The sequence below is a fragment of the Variovorax sp. N23 genome, assembly GCF_025486315.1.
Lineage (GTDB): Bacteria > Pseudomonadota > Gammaproteobacteria > Burkholderiales > Burkholderiaceae_C > Variovorax.
Genome location: NZ_JAOOPY010000016.1, coordinates 56,038 through 74,518, shown reverse-complemented (window position 1 = coordinate 74,518; position 18,481 = coordinate 56,038). Strand labels below are relative to the sequence as shown.

Annotated in this window: 12 protein-coding genes and 1 pseudogene; 7 read left to right on the top strand and 6 right to left on the bottom strand. The window is 69.3% G+C overall.

Features of this window, described 5'->3' with window-relative positions:
• Positions 1 to 3: 3 nt before the first annotated feature.
• Positions 4 to 811, bottom strand: a pseudogene (locus N8A90_RS20880) (GTP-binding protein).
• 124 nt (positions 812 to 935) lie between these two features.
• On the opposite strand from N8A90_RS20880, the gene N8A90_RS20875 reads away from it, so the two are divergent.
• From N8A90_RS20875 to N8A90_RS20845, 7 genes are all read left to right on the top strand, one after another.
• A complete protein-coding gene (locus N8A90_RS20875) occupies positions 936 to 1,337 on the top strand; it encodes a Fur family transcriptional regulator (RefSeq protein ID WP_262077002.1) in 402 nt (133 codons plus the stop codon).
• A gap of 388 nt (positions 1,338 to 1,725) precedes the next feature.
• Positions 1,726 to 2,832, top strand: coding sequence for an efflux RND transporter periplasmic adaptor subunit (locus N8A90_RS20870; protein WP_316044027.1), 1,107 nt, complete (start codon positions 1,726 to 1,728; stop codon positions 2,830 to 2,832).
• A 15-nt stretch (positions 2,833 to 2,847) separates the two neighbouring features.
• Complete coding sequence (locus tag N8A90_RS20865; RefSeq protein WP_262076998.1) at positions 2,848 to 5,985, top strand: efflux RND transporter permease subunit; 3,138 nt, start codon at positions 2,848 to 2,850, stop codon at positions 5,983 to 5,985.
• Positions 5,982 to 9,227, top strand: coding sequence for an efflux RND transporter permease subunit (locus N8A90_RS20860; RefSeq protein WP_262076996.1), 3,246 nt, complete (start codon positions 5,982 to 5,984; stop codon positions 9,225 to 9,227). The genes N8A90_RS20865 and N8A90_RS20860 overlap by 4 nt, the downstream gene beginning before the upstream one ends.
• Positions 9,228 to 9,335: 108 nt before the next feature.
• Entirely contained in the window at positions 9,336 to 10,763 is a 1,428-nt protein-coding gene (locus tag N8A90_RS20855; protein ID WP_410087720.1) for an efflux transporter outer membrane subunit, read from the top strand.
• A 51-nt stretch (positions 10,764 to 10,814) separates the two neighbouring features.
• On the top strand, positions 10,815 to 11,468 hold the full coding sequence (locus N8A90_RS20850; protein WP_262076994.1) for an aspartate/glutamate racemase family protein: 654 nt from the start codon (positions 10,815 to 10,817) through the stop codon (positions 11,466 to 11,468).
• A gap of 77 nt (positions 11,469 to 11,545) precedes the next feature.
• Positions 11,546 to 12,370, top strand: a complete 825-nt coding sequence (locus tag N8A90_RS20845) for an undecaprenyl-diphosphate phosphatase (protein ID WP_262076992.1) — start codon at positions 11,546 to 11,548, stop codon at positions 12,368 to 12,370.
• Positions 12,371 to 12,394: 24 nt separating this feature from the next.
• Here N8A90_RS20845 and N8A90_RS20840 read toward each other — a convergent pair whose 3' ends face one another.
• The 5 genes from N8A90_RS20840 to N8A90_RS20820 form a co-directional block, all read right to left on the bottom strand.
• On the bottom strand, positions 12,395 to 13,201 hold the full coding sequence (locus N8A90_RS20840) for an alpha/beta hydrolase (RefSeq protein ID WP_262076990.1): 807 nt from the start codon (positions 13,199 to 13,201) through the stop codon (positions 12,395 to 12,397).
• 14 nt (positions 13,202 to 13,215) lie between these two features.
• Positions 13,216 to 14,055: a proteasome-type protease gene (locus N8A90_RS20835; RefSeq protein ID WP_262076988.1), complete on the bottom strand. Its 840-nt coding sequence runs from the start codon at positions 14,053 to 14,055 to the stop codon at positions 13,216 to 13,218.
• Between the two features lie 28 nt (positions 14,056 to 14,083).
• On the bottom strand, positions 14,084 to 16,750 hold the full coding sequence (gene mutS, locus N8A90_RS20830) for a DNA mismatch repair protein MutS (protein ID WP_262076986.1): 2,667 nt from the start codon (positions 16,748 to 16,750) through the stop codon (positions 14,084 to 14,086).
• 125 nt (positions 16,751 to 16,875) lie between these two features.
• Complete coding sequence (locus N8A90_RS20825; protein ID WP_262076984.1) at positions 16,876 to 17,397, bottom strand: hypothetical protein; 522 nt, start codon at positions 17,395 to 17,397, stop codon at positions 16,876 to 16,878.
• Between the two features lie 128 nt (positions 17,398 to 17,525).
• Positions 17,526 to 18,443 carry an AEC family transporter gene (locus N8A90_RS20820; protein WP_262077109.1) on the bottom strand — a complete coding sequence of 306 codons (918 nt, stop codon included), beginning with the start codon at positions 18,441 to 18,443 and terminating at the stop codon, positions 17,526 to 17,528.
• Between the last annotated feature and the right edge of the window lie 38 nt (positions 18,444 to 18,481).

Here is an 18,481-nt window from a genome sequence, read left to right as displayed (position 1 = left end):
CCGTCAGGCCTCGATCACCTCCGCCGTGCGCGACCATTGCGGAAACGGGTCCTGCAGTTCGCGCCAGTGCGCCATCCCCTTGCGGGTTTCGGTGAAGTTCAGTTGGCAGGCATCGAGCATCTTGCGCACCGCTGTCTCGTCCAGGTGCCTGTCGCCGATGAACACGATCTCCTGGTGGCGGTCGCCCCAGGGCTCCTGCCAGCGTGCTTCGATCTCGTGGCGCAGCGCGACGTCTCGCGGCCACTGCGACTTCGGCGAGGCCGCCCACCACATGCCCACCGGCTCCACGTTCATCAGCTTGCCGGCGCCGGACAGGCTTCCCACCCACTCGGGCCGCGACGCCAGCCAGAAGTAGCCCTTGCTGCGGATCAGCCCGGTGACGGGGTTCTGCAGGAAGTCGTGCAGGCGCTGGGGATGGAACGGCGCACGAGCGCGGTAGACGAAGCTGTGCAGCCCGTAGGCCTCGCTCTCGGGCGTGTGCTTGCCTTCGAGTTCCTGAACCCAGCCCGGCATCCCATAGGCCTCCTCCAGATCGAAGAGCCCGGTGTCGAAGATGTTCGACAGCGGCACCTCGCCGCGGATGCTCTCGACCACCCGCGCCTTCGGGTTCAGCGCCTTGATTTTCCTCGGTGCGGGAGAGCTGGCCCTCACGGCCGACGATCGACGCGTCGATGTTGACCTCGCTCATGTCGTTGACGATGACGGCCACGCGCCGGCCCTCGCGGTTGCGCAGCACATGGTTGAGCAGCGTGGTCTTGCCGGCGCCGAGAAAGCCGGAGAGCACGGTGACGGGGAGCAGGGGCTGTTTCATGGGGGGGGGCCGTGGGTTGTCGGGATCGGCGGGGCAGAGCCGCCCCGGTTCTAATGATAATGAATTATCAATATCGTAGCATGTGACAATGGAAGTCTTGCCATTGCCAACCTCGCCGCGCCCCATGGAACGCTCCACGCGACAACGATCAGCCATCCGTGCCGTCATCGAAGCGGCCGGCCGGCCGCTGTCGCCCGCCGAGATCTGCGACGCCGCCCAGGCTGAAGTGCCGGGTCTGGGCATCGCCACGGTGTATCGCAACCTCAAGCAATTGCTGGAAGCAGAGGAGATCGCCTCTGTGGTGCTGCCGGGCGAAAGCGCGCGCTTCGAACCCGTGCACCATGGGCACCACCATCACTTCCAGTGCAATGACTGCAAGAGAGTCTTCGACGTGCACGAGTGCCCGGGAGACCTCGACCGGCTGGCGCCCAAGGGCTTCGAGGTGGCGCACCATGAACTGACGCTCTACGGGCGCTGTGGTGAATGTGCCGGCGCCACACGTCGACGCAGAACGCGGGCCGGATGACGCGCGCAGTTGCGCGGGGATGAAGGTCGCCGTCGTCGGTTCGGCGGCGCCTCGTGTCGCTGTTCTTTGGGGCTGTGTCCACGCGCCTTTACGCCGCCTTTACGGTGCGTGAGGGTTGCCAGCTACGATGCCGGGCTCTACTCGCACCAGACTTGTGCCGCCCCTCGCTCTCATGGACCATCCCACCCCACCTGCCACGCCTCCCGCCGGATCCTCGTCATTGTCAGAGCCGCCCCCCCGACGTCGGCGCCGATGGATCGGCACCCTGGTCGCGGTACTCGTCGTCGCTGTGTTGGCGGGTGGCAGCTGGTACCTCATCAAGCGTCCTCCGGTTGAAGGCGCCGGTGGGTTTGGTGGTCCGGGCGGCCCTGGTGCCTTCGGCGCCGGCATGGTCACGGTGGGTCACGCGGCGGCGCGACAGGCCGAGTTGCCGATCACGCTCGACGCACTGGGCACCGTGACGCCGCTGGCGACCATCACGCTCAAGGCGCAGGTCGGCGGCGTGCTGACCGACGTGCTCTTCACCGAAGGGCAGATGGTGAAGAAGGGCCAGCTTCTCGCACGCATCGATGCCCGCCCGTATGAGCAGGCGCTGATGCAGGCGCAAGGCACGCGGGTGCGCGACGAGGCGCAGCTCGAGGCGGCGCGCGTCACGCTGTCGCGCTACCGCACGCTGCTCGGGCAGGACTCGATCGCCCGGCAGGACGTCGACACGCAGGCCGCACTCGTCAAGCAGCTCGAAGGCACCGTCATCACCGACAAGGCCTCGGAAGCCGCGGCCCGCGTGAACCTCGACTTCACCCGCATCACGGCGCCCATCACCGGCCGCATCGGCCTGCGCGGGGTCGACCAGGGCAACACGGTGGCCGCCAATTCGACCACCGGCATCGCCGTCATCACGCAGATGAACCCCATCGACGTGCAGTTCTCGGTGCCGCAGGACCGTGTGCCGGAGATCCAGCAGCAGCTCGCCCAGGGCAAGCCGCTGGCGGTGGCCGCCTTCGACCGCACGCGCAGCACCACGCTCGACCTCGGCACCTTCTCCACGCTGGACAACGTGGTCGACACGACCACCGGCACGGTCAAGGCCAAGGCCCGCTTCGAGAACGTCGCCGCGACGCTCTTCCCCAGCCAGTTCGTCAATGTGCGCCTCACGCTGCGCATGCTCAACACCATCGTGGTGCCGGTGACGGCGGTGCGCACCGGCCCGAAGGGGCCGTACGTCTACGTGATCGGCGAAGACCGCACGGTGCAGATGCGCCAGGTCAAGCGCGGCGAATCGACGGTCGACGTGGTCGCGATCACCGACGGCCTGAAGGCCGGCGAGCTGGTCGTGACCGAAGGCGGCGACCGCTTGAGCGAAGGCTCGCGCGTGCAGCTGCAAGGCGAACGCCCGGCCGCTGCCCCGCGCGCCGGTGCGTCAGGCCCACGTCGCCCCGGGTCGGGTCCGCAGGGCGAGCGTCGCCGTCGCGAAGGCGGCGGGCCGCCCCCCTGAGCGGAGGCGCCACGCGTGAGCCCCTCCCGTCCCTTCATCGAGCGCCCGGTCGCCACCGGGCTGCTGATGCTCGCCATCGTGCTGGCCGGCCTGGTCGGCCTGCGCTTCCTGCCGCTGGCCGCCCTGCCGCAGGTCGACTACCCGACCATCCAGGTGCAGACGCTCTACCCGGGCGGCAGCCCTGAGGTGATGAGCCGTACCGTCACCGCGCCGCTGGAGCGCCAGTTCGGACAGATGTCCGGGCTCAACCGCATGAGCTCGACCAGCGCCGCCGGTGTGTCGATCGTCACGTTGCAATTCGACCTGACCGAGACGCTGGATGTGGCCGAGCAGCAGGTGCAGGCGGCCATCAACGCGGGCAGCTCCCTCCTGCCGGCCGACCTGCCGGCGCCGCCGGTCTACGCCAAGGTCAACCCGGCCGATTCGCCCATCCTCACGCTGGCGGTCAGCTCCGACACGATGCCGCTCACCGAGGTGCAGAACCTGGTGAACACGCGGCTCGCGCAGAAGATGAGTCAGGTCACCGGGGTCGGTCTGGTCACGCTCTCGGGTGGGCAGCGGCCGGCGGTGCGCATCCAGGCCGACACCAACGCGCTCGCCTCCGTCGGCATCGGCCTGGACACGCTGCGCAGCGCCATCACCGCGGCCAATGCCAACAGCGCCAAGGGCAGCTTCGACGGCCCGAAGCGCTCGTACACCATCAACGCGAACGACCAGCTGGTCACCGCGGCCGACTACAAGAACCTGATCGTCGCCTGGAAGAACGGCGCGCCGGTGCGCATGACCGATGTGGCGCGCGTGGTCGACGGCGCCGAGAACACGCAGCTCGGCGCGTGGGCGGCACTGAAGGGCGACGAGGCGAATTCCGAGGGAACCCTGCGTCCTGCGGTGATCCTCAACGTGCAGCGCCAGCCGGGCGCCAACGTGATCGCGACGGTCGATGCCATCCGCAAGCAGCTGCCCGAGCTGCAGGCCTCGCTGCCCGGTTCCGTGCGCGTGGAAATCCTGTCGGACCGCACCACCGGCATCCGCGCGTCGGTTCATCATGTGCAGCTCGAACTCATCCTGGCCGTCGTGCTGGTCGTGCTGGTGATCTTCTTCTTCCTGCACAACATCCGCGCCACGGTCATCGCCAGCATTGCGGTGCCGATCTCGCTCATCGGCAGCTGCGGGCTGATGTACCTGCTGGGTTATTCGCTCAACAACCTGAGCCTGATGGCGCTGACCATCGCGACCGGCTTCGTCGTCGACGATGCGATCGTGATGATCGAGAACATCGCGCGCTATCTGGAAGAGGGCGAGAAGCCCTTCGCCGCCGCGCTCAAGGGCGCGACGCAGATCGGCTTCACCATCATCTCGCTGACGGTCTCGCTCATCGCCGTGCTGATCCCGCTGCTCTTCATGAGCGACGTGGTGGGCCGGCTGTTCCGCGAGTTCGCGGTCACGCTGGCGATCACCATCCTGATCTCGGCGGTCGTCTCGCTCACGCTGGTGCCGATGATGTCGGCGCGCTGGCTCAAGCCCGAGGCGGCGCAGGGCGGCCGCTTCGGCCACGCCGTGCAGCGCTTCTTCGACCGCGTGATCGCGCGCTACGACGTCTGGCTGCAATGGGTGCTGCGCCACCAGCCGCTGACGCTGATCGTCGCCGTGGCCACGATGGCCCTCACGGTGCTCCTCTACATCGCCATCCCCAAGGGCCTGTTCCCGACGCAGGACACCGGTCAGCTCAAGGGCCGCATCGAGGCGTCGCAGGACGTGTCGTACCTGCGCATGGCCGAGATCCAGCAGGCGGCCGCCAACGCCATCCTGCGCGACCCCGAGGTGCGCAGCGTGAGTTCGGTGGTGGGCGTCGACGCGGCGAACAACACCACGCTCAACACCGGCAGCGTGCTGGTCAACCTGCGCGAAGGCCGTGGCGACCAGCAGGCCATCATGACGCGGCTGAGCGAGCGTGTCAGCCGCGACGTGGCCGGTGCCAAGCTCTACCTGCAGCCCACGCAGGACCTGACCATCGACGCCGAGACCGGCCCCACCGAGTTCCGCGTGTCGCTCGAAGGCGTCGACACGGCCGCCGTCAACGGCTGGGCCAAGAAGCTGGTCGAGCGCCTCGCGAAGGAGCCGCTGGTGCGCAACGCGACCACCGATGCCGGCGCGCAGGGCCTGGCCGCCTATGTCGACATCGACCGCAACACCGCGTCGCGCCTGTCGGTCACGGCCAGCTCGGTCGACGATGCGCTCTACAGCGCCTTCGGCCAGCGCATCGTCTCGACCATCTTCACCGAGACCAACCAGTACCGCGTGATCCTCGAAGCGCAGCGCGAAGGGCTCGCATCGATCCAGGGCCTGGGCACGCTGCAGCTGCGCACCGGCGCCGGCACGGCCACGCCGCTGTCGTCCTTCGCGACGGTGCGCGAGCAGCTCGCGCCGCTGCAGGTCACGCGCGTGGCGCAGTACCCGGCCGCCACCGTCGGCTTCGACACGGCGCCGGGCGTGGCGCTGGGCAAGTCGGTCTCGGCCATCCGCGCGGCGGCGCGGGAGATCGGCCTGCCATCGAGCATCACGATGAACTTCCTGGGTGCCGCGGGCGCCTACGAGAAGTCGCTGGCCAACCAGCTGTGGCTCATCCTCGCGGCAGTGATCTGCGTGTACATCGTGCTGGGCGTGCTGTACGAAAGCTACGTGCACCCGCTCACGATCCTGTCGACGCTGCCCTCGGCCGGTGTCGGCGCGCTGCTGGCGCTGATGGTCACCGGCAACGACCTGGGTGTGATCGGCATCATCGGCATCATCCTGCTGATCGGCATCGTGAAGAAGAACGCGATCATGATGATCGACTTCGCGATCGACGCCGAGCGGCGTCAGGGCAAGTCGCCGCAGGAGGCGATCCACCAGGCTGCGCTGCTGCGCTTCCGCCCGATCCTGATGACCACGCTGGCCGCGCTCTTCGCTGCGGTGCCGCTGATGCTGGGCTGGGGCGAGGGCGCTGAGCTGCGCCGGCCGCTGGGCCTGGCGATCTTCGGCGGGCTGGTGCTCAGCCAGATGCTCACGCTGTTCACCACGCCGGTGATCTACCTGGCCTTCGACCGCGTGGGGCGCCGCTTCTCGCGCCGCCGTGAAGGGGACGACCCCGAAGCCGTGGCCGAGGCGCCATGAACCTGTCGAAGCTCTTCGTCGAGCGTCCGATCGCGACCGTCCTGCTGACGATCGGCATCGCGCTGGCCGGCATCATGGCCTTCTTCGTGCTGCCGGTGTCGCCCCTGCCGCAGGTCGACTTCCCGACGATCTCGGTGTCGGCCAGCCTGCCTGGCGCGAGCCCGAGCACCATGGCGTCGAGCGTGGCCACGCCGCTGGAACGGCGGCTGGGCGTGATACCGGGGGTCAACGAGCTCACGTCGAACAGTTCCAACGGCTCCGCGCGGGTCACGCTGCAGTTCGACCTCAGCCGCAACATCGACTCGGCCGCACGCGAGGTGCAGGCGGCCATCAACGCGGCGCGCGCCGACCTGCCGTCGACGCTGCGCAGCAACCCGACCTACCGCAAGGTCAACCCGACGGCCGCGCCGGTGATCATCCTCACGCTCACCTCGAAGACGCGTACCCCGGGGCAGATCTACGACGCGGTGTCGAACATCGTGAGCCAGCGCCTGTCGCAGGTCGAAGGCGTGGGCGACGTGGAGATCGGCGGCGGCTCGCTGCCGGCGGTGCGCATCGAGCTGGAGCCGTTCTCGCTCAACCGCCTGGGCATCAGCACCGAAGACGTGCGCGCCGCCATCCAGGCCAACAATGCCAACCGCCCCAAGGGCACGATCGAGAGCGACGACCGGCGGCTGCAGGTCTACACGCCGGCGCCGGGCCTGCGCGCGGCGGACTACCGAGACCTCGTCATCGCCTGGCGCAACGGTGCCGCCGTGCGGCTGCGCGACGTGGCCGAAGTGATCGACAGCGTCGAGAACACGCGCACGGTGGGCCTGTTCAACGGCCAGCCGGCGGTGATCGTGCTGGTCACGCAGCAGCCGGGCGCCAACATCATCGAGACGGTGGACGGTGTGCGCCAGCTCATCCCCGAACTGCGCGCGCAGCTGCCGGCCGACATCGACGTGCAGGTCGCGTCCGACCGCACCAACTCCATCCGCTCGTCGCTGCACGAGGTCGAGCTGACGCTGGTGATGTCGGTGGTGCTCGTGGTGCTGGTGGTCGGTGTCTTCCTGCGCCGCGCGCGCGCCACCATCATCCCGGCGGTGGCGACCGTGGTGTCGCTGCTGGGCACCTTCGGCGTGATGCACCTGCTGGGCTTCTCGCTCAACAACCTGAGCCTGATGGCGCTGACCGTCGCCACCGGCTTCGTGGTCGACGACGCCATCGTGGTGCTCGAGAACACGCAGCGCCACATCGAGAACGGCATGGACCGCGTGTCGGCGGCGCTGCGCGGGGCGCGCGAGGTCGGCTTCACGGTGCTGTCGATCAGCCTGTCGCTGGTGGCGGTGTTCATCCCGCTGCTGTTCATGGGCGGGCAGGTGGGGCGGTTGTTTCGCGAGTTCGCGGTCACGCTGTCGGCCTCGGTCCTGATCTCGCTGGTGATTTCGCTCACCACCACGCCGATGATGTGCGCAATGTTGCTGCGCGCCGAGAGCTACTACGCGCGCAAGCGGCCGGGCCGCATCAGCGGGCCCTTCATGCGCTGGACCGAGCGCCTGTGGCAGTGGAGCCTGCGCGTGTACGGCCACAGCCTCGACTGGGCGCTGTCGGCCAAGCTGGTCGTGATGGCGGTCCTTGTGGCCGTGATCGCGCTCAACGTGTACCTCTTCATCGCCGTGCCCAAGGGCTATTTCCCGCAGCAGGACAACGGGCAGCTCAACGCCGGCCTGCGCGCCGACCAGAGCATCTCGTCGGTGGCGCTCACCGCCAAGCTGAAGGAGGCGGTCGACATCATCCATGCCGACCCGGCGGTCGACACGGTGGTGGGCTTCGCGGGCGGCTCTCGCGCGGGTGGCGGCTTCATGTTCGTCAACCTCAAGCCGCTGGCCGAGCGCAAGGTCAAGACCCAGGCGGTGATCGACCGGCTGCGCCCCAAGCTCAACCAGCTGACCGGGCTGCGCGTGTTCCTCGGTCCGGTGCAGGACCTGCGCATGGGCGGTCGGCAGAGCAACTCGGCCTACCAGTACACCCTCAAGAGCGACAGCCTGAGCGACCTGCGCACCTGGTCGAACAAGCTGGCCGAGCGGCTCAAGGAAATTCCGCAGCTGACCGACGTCGACGGCGAATCGTCGGACAACGGCGTCGAGACCTTCGTTGAGGTCGACCGCGATGCGGCGACGCGGCTGGGCGTGACGTCGAGCGCGGTCGACAACGCGCTCTACAACGCCTACGGTCAGCGCTCGGTGGCGACCATCTACAACGACCTCAACCAGTACTCGGTGATCATGGAGTGGGCGCCGCGCTTCCAGCCCGCGCCGACCGTGCTGAAGGACCTGTACGTGCCCTCGACGCTCACCACGACGACGACCGCGAGCGGCGCCACCGCGGTGAGTTCGGTACAGAACACCACCGACGCGGCCACCGGCACCTCGACCACCACCTCGGCCAACCCCGGTGCGCGCAACTCGTCGGCCGGCCAGGCCCTGGCGTCGAGCACGACCAACATGGTGCCACTGGCCGCCTTCGCGAAGCTGAGCGAGCGCGCGGTGCCCAGCTCCATCAGCCATGAGGACACCGAGCTCTCGAGCACCGTGTCGTTCAGCCTGGCCGACGGCGTGACCCTGGCCGAAGGCCAGCGCCTGGTCAAGCAGGCCGAGAACGACATCGCCATGCCGGTCAACGTGCGCGGCAGCTTCTCGGGCACGGCGCGCGCGGCGGAGCAGTCCAACGCGCAGCAGATGCTGCTGATCGTCGCGGCCATCGTCGTGATCTACATCGTGCTGGGCATCCTGTACGAAAGCCTGATCCACCCGATCACGGTGCTGACCACGCTGCCCTCGGCCGGCGTGGGCGCGGTGCTGGCGCTGCTGCTGTTCCGCATGGAGCTGTCGATCATCGCGTTGATCGGGCTCTTCCTGCTGATCGGCATCGTGAAGAAGAACGCCATCATGATCATCGACTTCGCGCTGGAGGCCGAGCGCTCGCGCGGGCTTTCGGCGACCGAGGCGGTGCGCGAGGCCTGCATGCTGCGCTTCCGCCCGATCCTGATGACCACGCTGGCGGCCATCCTCGGTGCGCTGCCGCTGGCCATCGGCTTCGGGCAAGGTGCCGAGTTGCGCCAGCCGCTGGGCGTGGCCATCGTCGGCGGGCTGATCGCCAGCCAGCTGCTCACGCTGCTGACGACGCCGGTGGTCTACGTGCTGATGGACAAGCTGCGCCGCCCCGCGCCGAACGAAAAACACCTTGCCAGAGTGATATGACCCACCCCCGAAGCGCCTGCGGCGCCTCCCCCTCAAGGGGGCGATACCAGCGGCCCGGCAAAGCCGGTTCCGCGGTATCCCCCGACTCCCACGACTCGAGCCGCTGACATGAAGAAACAAGCCATGCGTTCCCGATCGTCCTTCCTGCCCACCCTGATGGCGCTGGCCGCCGCCGGCTCGCTCACCGCCTGCGCGGTGGGGCCGGCGTACGAGCGCCCGGTCGTGGTGTCGCCCGGCGCCTGGAAGGAGGCGCCCGCCGCCGAGGGCTGGCTGCCGGCCGCGCCGGCCGATGCCTTCGAGCGCGGCCCGTGGTGGCAGCTCTTCGGTGACGCGGGGCTCAATGCCCTGGTCGAGCGCGTGCAGGTGTCCAACCAGAACATCGCGATCGCGGTGGCGAACTACGCGCAGGCCCAGGCGCTGGTGCGCGAGGCACGGGCGTCGCTGTTCCCGACGGTGTCGCTGTCGGGCAGCGCCCAGCGCAGTGGCACCCGCGGCGCCGGCGATGCGCGCGGCAGCGCCAGCGCGACACTGGGGGCGGACTGGGCGCCCGACCTGTGGGGAAAGCTGCGCGAGAACGTCAGCAGCGCGCAGGCCCAGGCACAGGCGAGCGAGGCCGACCTGGCCGCGGCGCGCCTGTCGGCGCAGGGCGAGCTCGCATCCAACTACTTCTCGCTGCGCGAGGCCGATGCCGAACTCGCGTTGCTGGCCGAGACGCTCGAAGGCTACGAGCGCGCCTACGCCATCACGCGCAACCGCTACGAGGCCGGCATCGCCGCGCAGAGCGACGTGCTGCAGGCGCAGACGCAGCTGGTCAACACGCGTGCCGACCGCGTCGCGCTGCAGCGCACGCGCGACACCTACGAGCATGCCATCGCGGTGCTGATCGGCGTTGCGCCGGCCGACTTCCAGCTGCCGGTCGAGACGGCGTGGACACCCGTCGTGCCCGCGGTGCCCCTGGGCGTGCCGTCGACGCTGCTGCAACGCCGGCCCGACATCGCAGCGGCCGAGCGGGCCGTGGCCAAGGCCAATGCGCAGATCGGCATCGCGCGCTCGGCGTATTACCCGAGCTTCAGCCTGAGCGCATCGCTCGGGCGTTCGGCCAGCCGCGTGTCGGACCTGTTCAGCGCCTCGAACACGCTGTGGTCGATCGGCCTCTCGGCGGCGCAGGTGCTGTTCGACGCGGGCGCCATCGGCGCGCAGGTGGATGCGGCCAAGGCCTCGTACGACGCTTCGGTGGCGAGTTATCGGCAGACCGTGCTGACCGCCTTCCAGGGCGTCGAAGACCAGCTCACCGCCACCGCCAGCCTGGCCGCGCAGGAGGCCTTGCGCCGCGAAGCCTCGGCCGCCGCGGACCGCACCGAGCAGCAGATCCTCAACCGCTACCGGGCGGGCCAGGTGAGCTACACCGAGGTGGTCACGGCACAGGCCTCGGCGCTGAGCGCGCGGCGCACGGTGCTGCAGCTGCAGGTCAATCGGCAGACGGCGGCCGTGGGGTTGATCCAGGGTCTGGGCGGCGGCTGGCAAGCGCCGCGCTGACAATGCATGCAGACGATCATTGCCCTCCTCGCCCAGCTCCGTGAACACCGCATGACCCGCATCGCCCTGATCCACGCACTCGCCCATTCCGTCGACCCGATCAACGCCGCCTTCGTGCGCGACTGGCCGCAGGCGCAGCGCATGAACCTGCTGGACGACAGCCTGTCCGCCGACCTCGCGCGGAACGCGCAGGGGCCGGGGCAGGGGCTGGACGCGGCGATGCACGAGCGCTTCCAGCGGCTGGCGCAATACGCGGTCGACACCGGCGCCCAGGGCATCCTCTTCACCTGCTCGGCCTTCGGGCCGTGCATCGAGGCGGTGGCGCGGCGCCATGCGGCGATGCCGGTGCTCAAGCCCAACGAGGCCATGATCGCCGAGGCGGCCGTCGGCCGCGGCGTGCTGGGGCTGATCTCGACCTTCGCGCCGACGCTGGCGTCCATGCCGCCGGAATTCCCCGAAGGCATCGTGCTCGAGACCGCCCTGGCTGCGGGCGCGCTCGATGCCTTGAACCGCGGCGACGGCCCCACGCACGACGCCCTGATCGCCGAACAGGCCGTGGCCCTGAAGGCGCGGGGCTGCGAGCGCATCGCGCTGGCGCAGTTCAGCATGGCGCGCGCACGCGCGGCCTGCGAGGCCGCGACCGGCCTGCCGGTGCTGACCACCGTCGACAGCGCCGTGCGGGCGCTGCGCGCGCGGCTGGCGTAGCGCCACAAGCACGCGCAGTCTGAACCTCACCTGACGCACGCGATCGCGATAATCCAGGCTCTTTCAAAGGAGCACGCGTGGATATCGTTTTGCTGGCCAAGGCCGCGGTCATGGGCATCGTCGAGGGGCTGACCGAGTTCCTGCCGATCTCGTCGACGGGCCACCTCATCCTCGCCGGTTCGCTGCTGGGCTTCGACGACGCGAAGGCCAAGGTGTTCGACATCGCGATCCAGACCGGCGCGATCTTCGCGGTGATCCTGGTCTACTGGCAGAAGATCCACTCGACCGTGGTCGCGCTGCCGCGCCAGGCCAAGGCCCGTCGGCTGGCGCTCAACGTGCTGATCGGCTTCCTGCCCGCCGTGGTGCTCGGCCTGCTGTTCGGCAAGGCGATCAAGGAACACCTGTTCACGCCGGTCGTGGTCGCCACCACCTTCATCATCGGCGGCTTCATCATCCTGTGGGCCGAAAAGCGGCCGCCCGGCTCCATCCGCATCGAGAACGTCGACGACATGACGCCGTGGGACGCGCTCAAGGTCGGCCTGGTGCAGTGCTTCGCGATGATCCCCGGCACCAGCCGCAGCGGCTCCACCATCATCGGCGGCATGCTGCTCGGCCTGAGCCGCAAGGCCGCCACCGACTTCTCCTTCTTCCTGGCCATCCCGACGCTGATCGGCGCCGGCGTGTACAGCCTCTACAAGGAGCGCGCGCTGCTGTCGGCGGCCGACATCCCGCTCTTCGCGGTCGGGCTGGTGTTCTCGTTCCTGAGCGCCTGGCTCTGCGTGCGCTGGCTGTTGAGGTACATCAGCACGCACACCTTCGTGCCCTTCGCCTACTACCGCATCGTGTTCGGCATCGTGGTGCTGGCGACGGCGTGGACGGGGATGGTGGTCTGGGCGGAGTGATCACCTGACGCCGGTCCGCTGCACTCACAGCAGGTTGCGCAGCGCCGCCTCCACCGCTGCCGCCGTCGCGATCGGCTTTTCCATCGGGAACAGGTGCGTGCCGTCGAGCATCGCCATGCGCCCACGCGTGACGCGCTCGGTCATCGCGAGGCCGACGCGGCGCAGCTCGACGGACTGGCGCCCGCCGATGAAGGCGACGCGGCAGTGCAGGGGGTTGGCGCGCAGCAGCGCGCCGAGGTTGTGCGGCAGCGTGTCGTAGATGGCGGTCTCCACGTCGCGGTCGAAGCTCAGCGTCAGGGCGCCCGGCGATTCGCGCATGCCGTAGTCCACGTAGTCGCGCAGCACCCGCTGGTCCCAGCGCGCGAAGGCGCGCTTGGCGCGGAAATGCTCGAAGGCCGCCTCGCGGTCGTCCCAGACGGTGCGCCGCTTGCGGCTCACGGCGCCGGGCGACATCGATTTCAGCAGGGGCGTGCGCTTGACCAGGCCGAGCGTGTTGGCGCGCCAGCCGCCCACGAGGGGCGAGTCGATCATCACGACGCCGCGCGCGAGCATCGGGTGGCGTGCGGCGCACATCAGGCTGAGAAAGCCGCCGAGCGAATGGCCCACCAGAAAGGCCGGCTGGCCGGCCTGCTTCACCAGGCCCCGCGTGAAGTCCGCGAGCTGCTCGACCAGGTGGGGCCAGTTGTTGGTGACGGGGTATTTGGGGTCGTGCCCCAGCTTCTCGATGGCGTGCACGTCGAGCCCGCGGTCGCGCAGGCTGTCGAGCATGACGCGATAGGTGCTCGCCGGAAAGCTGTTCCCGTGCGAGAAGACGACTGGCGGCAGGGTCACCCGGGTCCCAGCCCCTAGATCAGCTTCTCGTCCGGCGTCGAGATCTTGCGCAGCGGGCTGTGGCGCGCGGCCGGCATCATCAGCGGGTGGGCGCTTTCGCTGCCGTCCCAGACCGGGTCCTCGATGCTGTCGAACACCTCGCGCAGTTTCTGGCCCCAGCTGTTGTGCATCATCTGGTAGTACGGGTTGTTGGCGTCCAGGCAGACGATCTTGTCGGTCTCCAGCCGGTTCGCCTCGTACACCACCAGGTCCAGCGGCAGGCCGACCGAGAGGTTCGACTTCATCGTGGAATCCATCGACACCAGCGCGCACTTGGCAGCTTCGTCCAGCGGCGTGTCGGGCGTGAGCACGCGGTCGAGCACCGGCTTGCCGTACTTCGATTCGCCGACCTGGAAATAAGGCGTCTCGTTGGTCGCCTCGATGAAGTTGCCGGCCGAATAGACCAGGAACAGGCGCATGCCTTCGCCCTGGACCTGGCCGCCGAAGATGAAGGACACGTTGAAGTCCAGGCCGGCGTGCTTGAGCGCTTCGGCGTCGCGGTCGTACACATGGCGCACCGCCGCGCCGAGCACGCGCGCGGCATCGAACATGCTCCTGGCGTTCCAGATGGTGATGGGCGGGCCCGGTTCGCCGTCTTCCTGCATCTCGCGCAGTTCCTCGATCTGGAGGATTTCGCGCACCGACTGCGAGATGCTCAGGTTGCCGGCCGACAGCAGCACCATGACGCGGTCGCCGGGCTGCTCGTAGACGATCATCTTGCGGAAGGTGCTGATGTGGTCCACGCCCGCGTTCGTGCGCGAGTCGGACAGGAACACCAGGCCGGCGTTGAGTTTGATGCCTACGCAGTAAGTCATGGGGTCGTCTCGCACGAATCGGGCCGACTCAGCCTCGACCGCTTTCGCGCGCGTTGAGTTTTTGAAGTGTGTACAGCGCTTCGAGCGCCTCCCTGGGGCTCATCGCATCGAGCTCGAGCGCGGCCACGGCCGATTCTACGGCGCTGACCGTCGGCGCCTGCGAGGCGGGCGGCGGGGCGAACAGATCGACCTGGGCGCGCGTCTGGGTCTGCTGCGCCTCCAGCGCCTCCAGGGCCTGGCGCGCGTGGTTGACCACCGCCGCCGGCATGCCGGCCAGCCGTGCCACCTGGATGCCGTAGCTCTTGCTCGCCGGGCCGGGCTGCATCTCGTGCAGGAAGACGATGTCGCGGCCTGATTCGGTGGCGCTCACGTGCATGTTGACCGCGCCGTGGTGTGTGGCGGGGAATTCGGTCAGCTCGAAGTAGTGCGTGGCGAACAGCGTGAAGGCCCTGGTGCGGTCGTGCAGCTGCGCGGCGATGCCGGCGGCCAGCGCCAGGCCGTCGAAGGTGCTGGTGCCGCGGCCGATCTCGTCCATCAGCACCAGCGACTGCGCCGTGGCGCTGTGCAGGATCTGCGCCGCCTCGGTCATCTCGAGCATGAAGGTCGATTGCGCGTTGGCCAGGTCGTCGGCGGCGCCGATGCGGGTGTGGATGGCATCGATCGGCCCGAGCCGGCAGGCCGTGGCGGGCACGTGCGAGCCGATGGAGGCCAGCAGCACGATGATCGCGATCTGCCGCATGTAGGTCGACTTGCCGCCCATGTTCGGCCCGGTGATGACCTGCATGCGCTGCTGGGGCCCAAGCGCCGTGTCGTTGGCGATGAAGCCGCCCGACGACTTCTCGGCCAGACGGGCTTCCACCACCGGGTGGCGGCCCTGCACGATCTCGATGCAGGGGTGGGCGACGAAGCTCGGCGCCTTCCAGTGCAGCGTGTGCGAGCGCTCGGCCAGCGTGCACAGCGCATCGAGCGTGGCGATGCCGGCCGCCAGGCGCGTGAGGGCGTTCACATGCGGCTGCAGCGCGTCCAGCAGTTGTTCGTACAGCCACTTCTCGCGGGCCAGCGCGCGGTCCTGCGCGCTCAGCGCCTTGTCCTCGAAGGCCTTGAGTTCGGGCGTGATGAAGCGCTCGGCGTTCTTCAGCGTCTGGCGGCGGCGGTAGTTGTCGGGCACCTTGGCGAGCGCGCTCTGCGTGACCTCGATGTAGAAGCCGTGCACCCGGTTGAACTGCACGCGCAGGTTGGAGATGCCGGTGCGCTCGCGCTCCTGCACTTCGAGCTTGAGCAGGAAGTCGTCGCAGTTGTCGCTGATGGCGCGCAGCTCGTCGAGCTCGGCGTCGTGCCCGGTGGCGATCACGCCGCCGTCGCGCACCAGCGCGGCCGGGTCGGGCTTCATCGCGCTCACCAGCAGCTCGATGCAGCCGGGCGGCGGTGCGAGCGTCTGCGCAATCTGCTGGAGCAGCGCAGCGCCCCCGGGCAGCAGCGGCGACAGCTGTTCGGCCTTGGCCAGCCCCAGCCGCAGTGCGACCAGCTCGCGCGGGCGCACCTGGCGCAGCGCGATGCGCGCGGCGATGCGCTCGACGTCGCTGGTGTTCTTCAACGCGTCGCGCAGGGCGCGCCACGGCGCCACCGCCGCGCCGGGCGCATGGGACTGCAGCGTGCCGATGGCATCGAGCCGTGCCTGCGCCTCGCTGCGCTCGCGCCGCGGCGACAGCAGCCAGCGCTTGAGCAGGCGGCTGCCCATGCCGGTCATGCAGGTGTCGAGCAGCGAGAAGAGGGTGGGCGCGTCTTCGCCGCGCAGCGTCTGCACGAGTTCGAGGTTGCGCCGCGTGGCGGGCGGCAGCTCGATCAGGTCGCCGTCGCGCTCGACCGTCAGGCGCTGCACATGCGACAGCGTGCGCCCCTGCGTGTGTTCGGCGTAGCCCAGCAGGGCCGAGGCGGCGGCGTGCGCGTTGGGCAGCCCTTCGGCATTCCAGGCGGCGAGGCTGGCGCTGCCCAGCTGTTCGCACAGCTTGCGCTCGCCCAGCGCGCCGTCGAACTGCCAGGCCGGCCGCACCGACAGCGTGAAGGGCTGCGCCGCGCGCGCCGCCTTCAGGCGGTTCTCGAAGGCCGGCGTGACCTCGGCGCTGTAGAGCAGTTCGCTCGGCGCGATGCGGGCGATCCAGGCTTCGAGTGTGTCGGCCGGGCACTCGGCCAGCCGCAGCTCGGCGCCGGTCACGCTCAGCCACGCCAGGCCGATCGCGTGGCGGCCGCTGGCCTGCACGGCGAGCAGCAGCGATTCGCTCTTGTCGTTGAGCAGCTCCGCGTCGGTCAGCGTGCCGGGCGTGACCACCCGCATCACCTTGCGCTCGACCGGCCCCTTGCTGGCGCCGACCTCGCCGACCTGTTCGCAGATCGCCACCGATTCGCCCAGCTTGATGAGCCGGCCGAGGTATGCATCCACCGCGTGGAAAGGCACGCCCGCCATTACCACCGGCTGCCCGGCCGACTGGCCGCGCTGCGTCAGCGTGATGTCGAGCAGCCGCGCGGCCTTCTCGGCGTCGCCGTAGAACAGCTCGTAGAAGTCGCCCATCCGGTAGAACAGCAGGGTGTCCGGGTGGTCGGCCTTCAGGCGCAGGTACTGCGCCATCATGGGCGTGTGGCCCGCAAAGTCCTCGGGTTTTTTCTCGGGCGTCTCGGACTTTCCCTTGTCGGTCAGCATCTTTTCCTGTTTCTCCATCGATCCGCGGCGCTGCGAACGGGCTGCGTCGCAGGCCGGCATGTGGACCGATTATCCGGGCTGCAACCGAGGGGCGGGACGCAGGGGAGGACGGAGGCGGAGGCTGGCTACGCTTCGCCGCGCCGGCGCCGCGCCACCCTCACCGCGTCGACCCAGAAATCGACGTTGAAGCGCTGCCCGGTGTCGGCGATGCGTGCCGCCTTGATCGCGTGCAGCGGCACGACGTGCTGCTCCCCGGGCAGGTCGCCGTAGCCGGCGAGGTAGCGCTTGCGCAGGTCGATCTTCTCGACCTTCATCGTGCATTCGGCCTTGCGGCCGTTCGGATCGCGGTAGCGCAGGTGGATGCGTGGGTGTTCGTCGACCACCGCGTGCTCGCCCTTGCCCTGGATGAACCATTCGGGCAGCGTGTCGGGGGCGTCGTCGTCGCGGCCCGGGCTCAGGCCGCCGCGCACGGTCGGAATCTCCAGCGGGATGTGGCCGGAGCGCACGCGCGCGGCTTCGATGCGCTGGCGCGCCTCGCGCCGGTCCGCGATGCGGTGCCATGCCATCCAGCAGAGAGCGATCAGCAGCAGCAGACCCACGGCCCACGCTGCCGTTTTCCCCTGCAGTTCGTCGAGACTGAAACCCATGCCATCTCCTGGTGCGCAGGGACGCCGGACAGCGCCGCTCGATGTCGCCCGGGGTGGATGCTAGGCCCTGGGTACTCGGCGAACCATCCGCAAAACGGCGTATGCCATGGTGCCGAGCACGCGCCGGCTCAGCGCGGCAGCGACAGCGCGAAGGGCAGGCTGAGCACCCCGAGGATGGTCGAGAGCGTGACCAGCCCCGCGACGTAGGGGCCGTTGTAGCCCATGCGCGCCGCCAGCACGTAGGCGCTCGATGCGGTCGGCACCGCCGCGAAGGCCATCAGCACCGCCGACTGCGCCGGGTCGAGCCGAAGCGCACGCGCCAGGCCCCAGCCGATCAGCGGCAGGATCAGGTGGCGGATGGACAGCAGCGACACGGCCAGCACCTTGCCCTGCGCGAGGGTCGCGAACTGCATGCCCGCGCCCGCGGCCATCAGGCCCAGCGCCAGCGAGGCCGCGCCGATGCGATTGAGCGAGGGCTCCATCCACCCGGGCACCGTGATGCCGAGCAGGTTGACCACCAGGCCCGAGGCGGTCGCGATGATCAGCGGGTTGCGCAGCAACTGGCGCACGAAGCCGGTCTGCGCATGCCGCGCCATGGGCCATACCGCCGCCACGTTCATCAGCGGCACGCACACGCCGATGAGCACCGCGATCAGCAACAGGCCCTGCGGCCCGGCCAGCCGGTCGGCCATGGCCAGGCAGATGAAGGAATTGAAGCGGAAGGCGATCTGCGCGCTGCCCGCGTGTTCGCGCCGGTCGATGTGCCGGCCGAGCCCCGGCAGGTGGGGCAGGGCGTAGGCCAGCACGATGCCGGCGACGCCCACGCCCAGGCCCGCAGCCAGGAGGTTCGACGTGGCGCCGAAGTCGATCGGGCTGCGCACGATCGAGTGGAACAGCAGGACCGGAAAGAGAAAGTAGTAGACCAGCGACTCGACCTGGTCCCACACGCGGCGGTCCAGCGCGGTGTAGCGGCACAGGAGCCAGCCGCAGGCGATGAGGGAGAAGTCGGGGAAGAGGAGTTGCGCGTAGTTCACTGCTTCGAGGATAAACCGGGGGTTCCGTGGGTAATCCTGGGAACGGCCGG

What these genes read in the sequence shown, in the direction of transcription:
- N8A90_RS20875 (WP_262077002.1), top strand. Translation starts at nt 936, where the DNA reads ATGGAACGCTCCACGCGACAACGATCAGCCATCCGTGCCGTCATCGAA.
- N8A90_RS20870 (WP_316044027.1), top strand. Translation starts at nt 1,726, where the DNA reads ATGGTCACGGTGGGTCACGCGGCGGCGCGACAGGCCGAGTTGCCGATC.
- N8A90_RS20860 (WP_262076996.1), top strand. Translation starts at nt 5,982, where the DNA reads ATGAACCTGTCGAAGCTCTTCGTCGAGCGTCCGATCGCGACCGTCCTG.
- N8A90_RS20855 (WP_410087720.1), top strand. Translation starts at nt 9,336, where the DNA reads ATGAAGAAACAAGCCATGCGTTCCCGATCGTCCTTCCTGCCCACCCTG.
- N8A90_RS20850 (WP_262076994.1), top strand. Translation starts at nt 10,815, where the DNA reads ATGACCCGCATCGCCCTGATCCACGCACTCGCCCATTCCGTCGACCCG.
- N8A90_RS20835 (WP_262076988.1), bottom strand. Translation starts at nt 14,055, where the DNA reads ATGACTTACTGCGTAGGCATCAAACTCAACGCCGGCCTGGTGTTCCTG.
- mutS (WP_262076986.1), bottom strand. Translation starts at nt 16,750, where the DNA reads ATGCTGACCGACAAGGGAAAGTCCGAGACGCCCGAGAAAAAACCCGAG.
- N8A90_RS20825 (WP_262076984.1), bottom strand. Translation starts at nt 17,397, where the DNA reads ATGGGTTTCAGTCTCGACGAACTGCAGGGGAAAACGGCAGCGTGGGCC.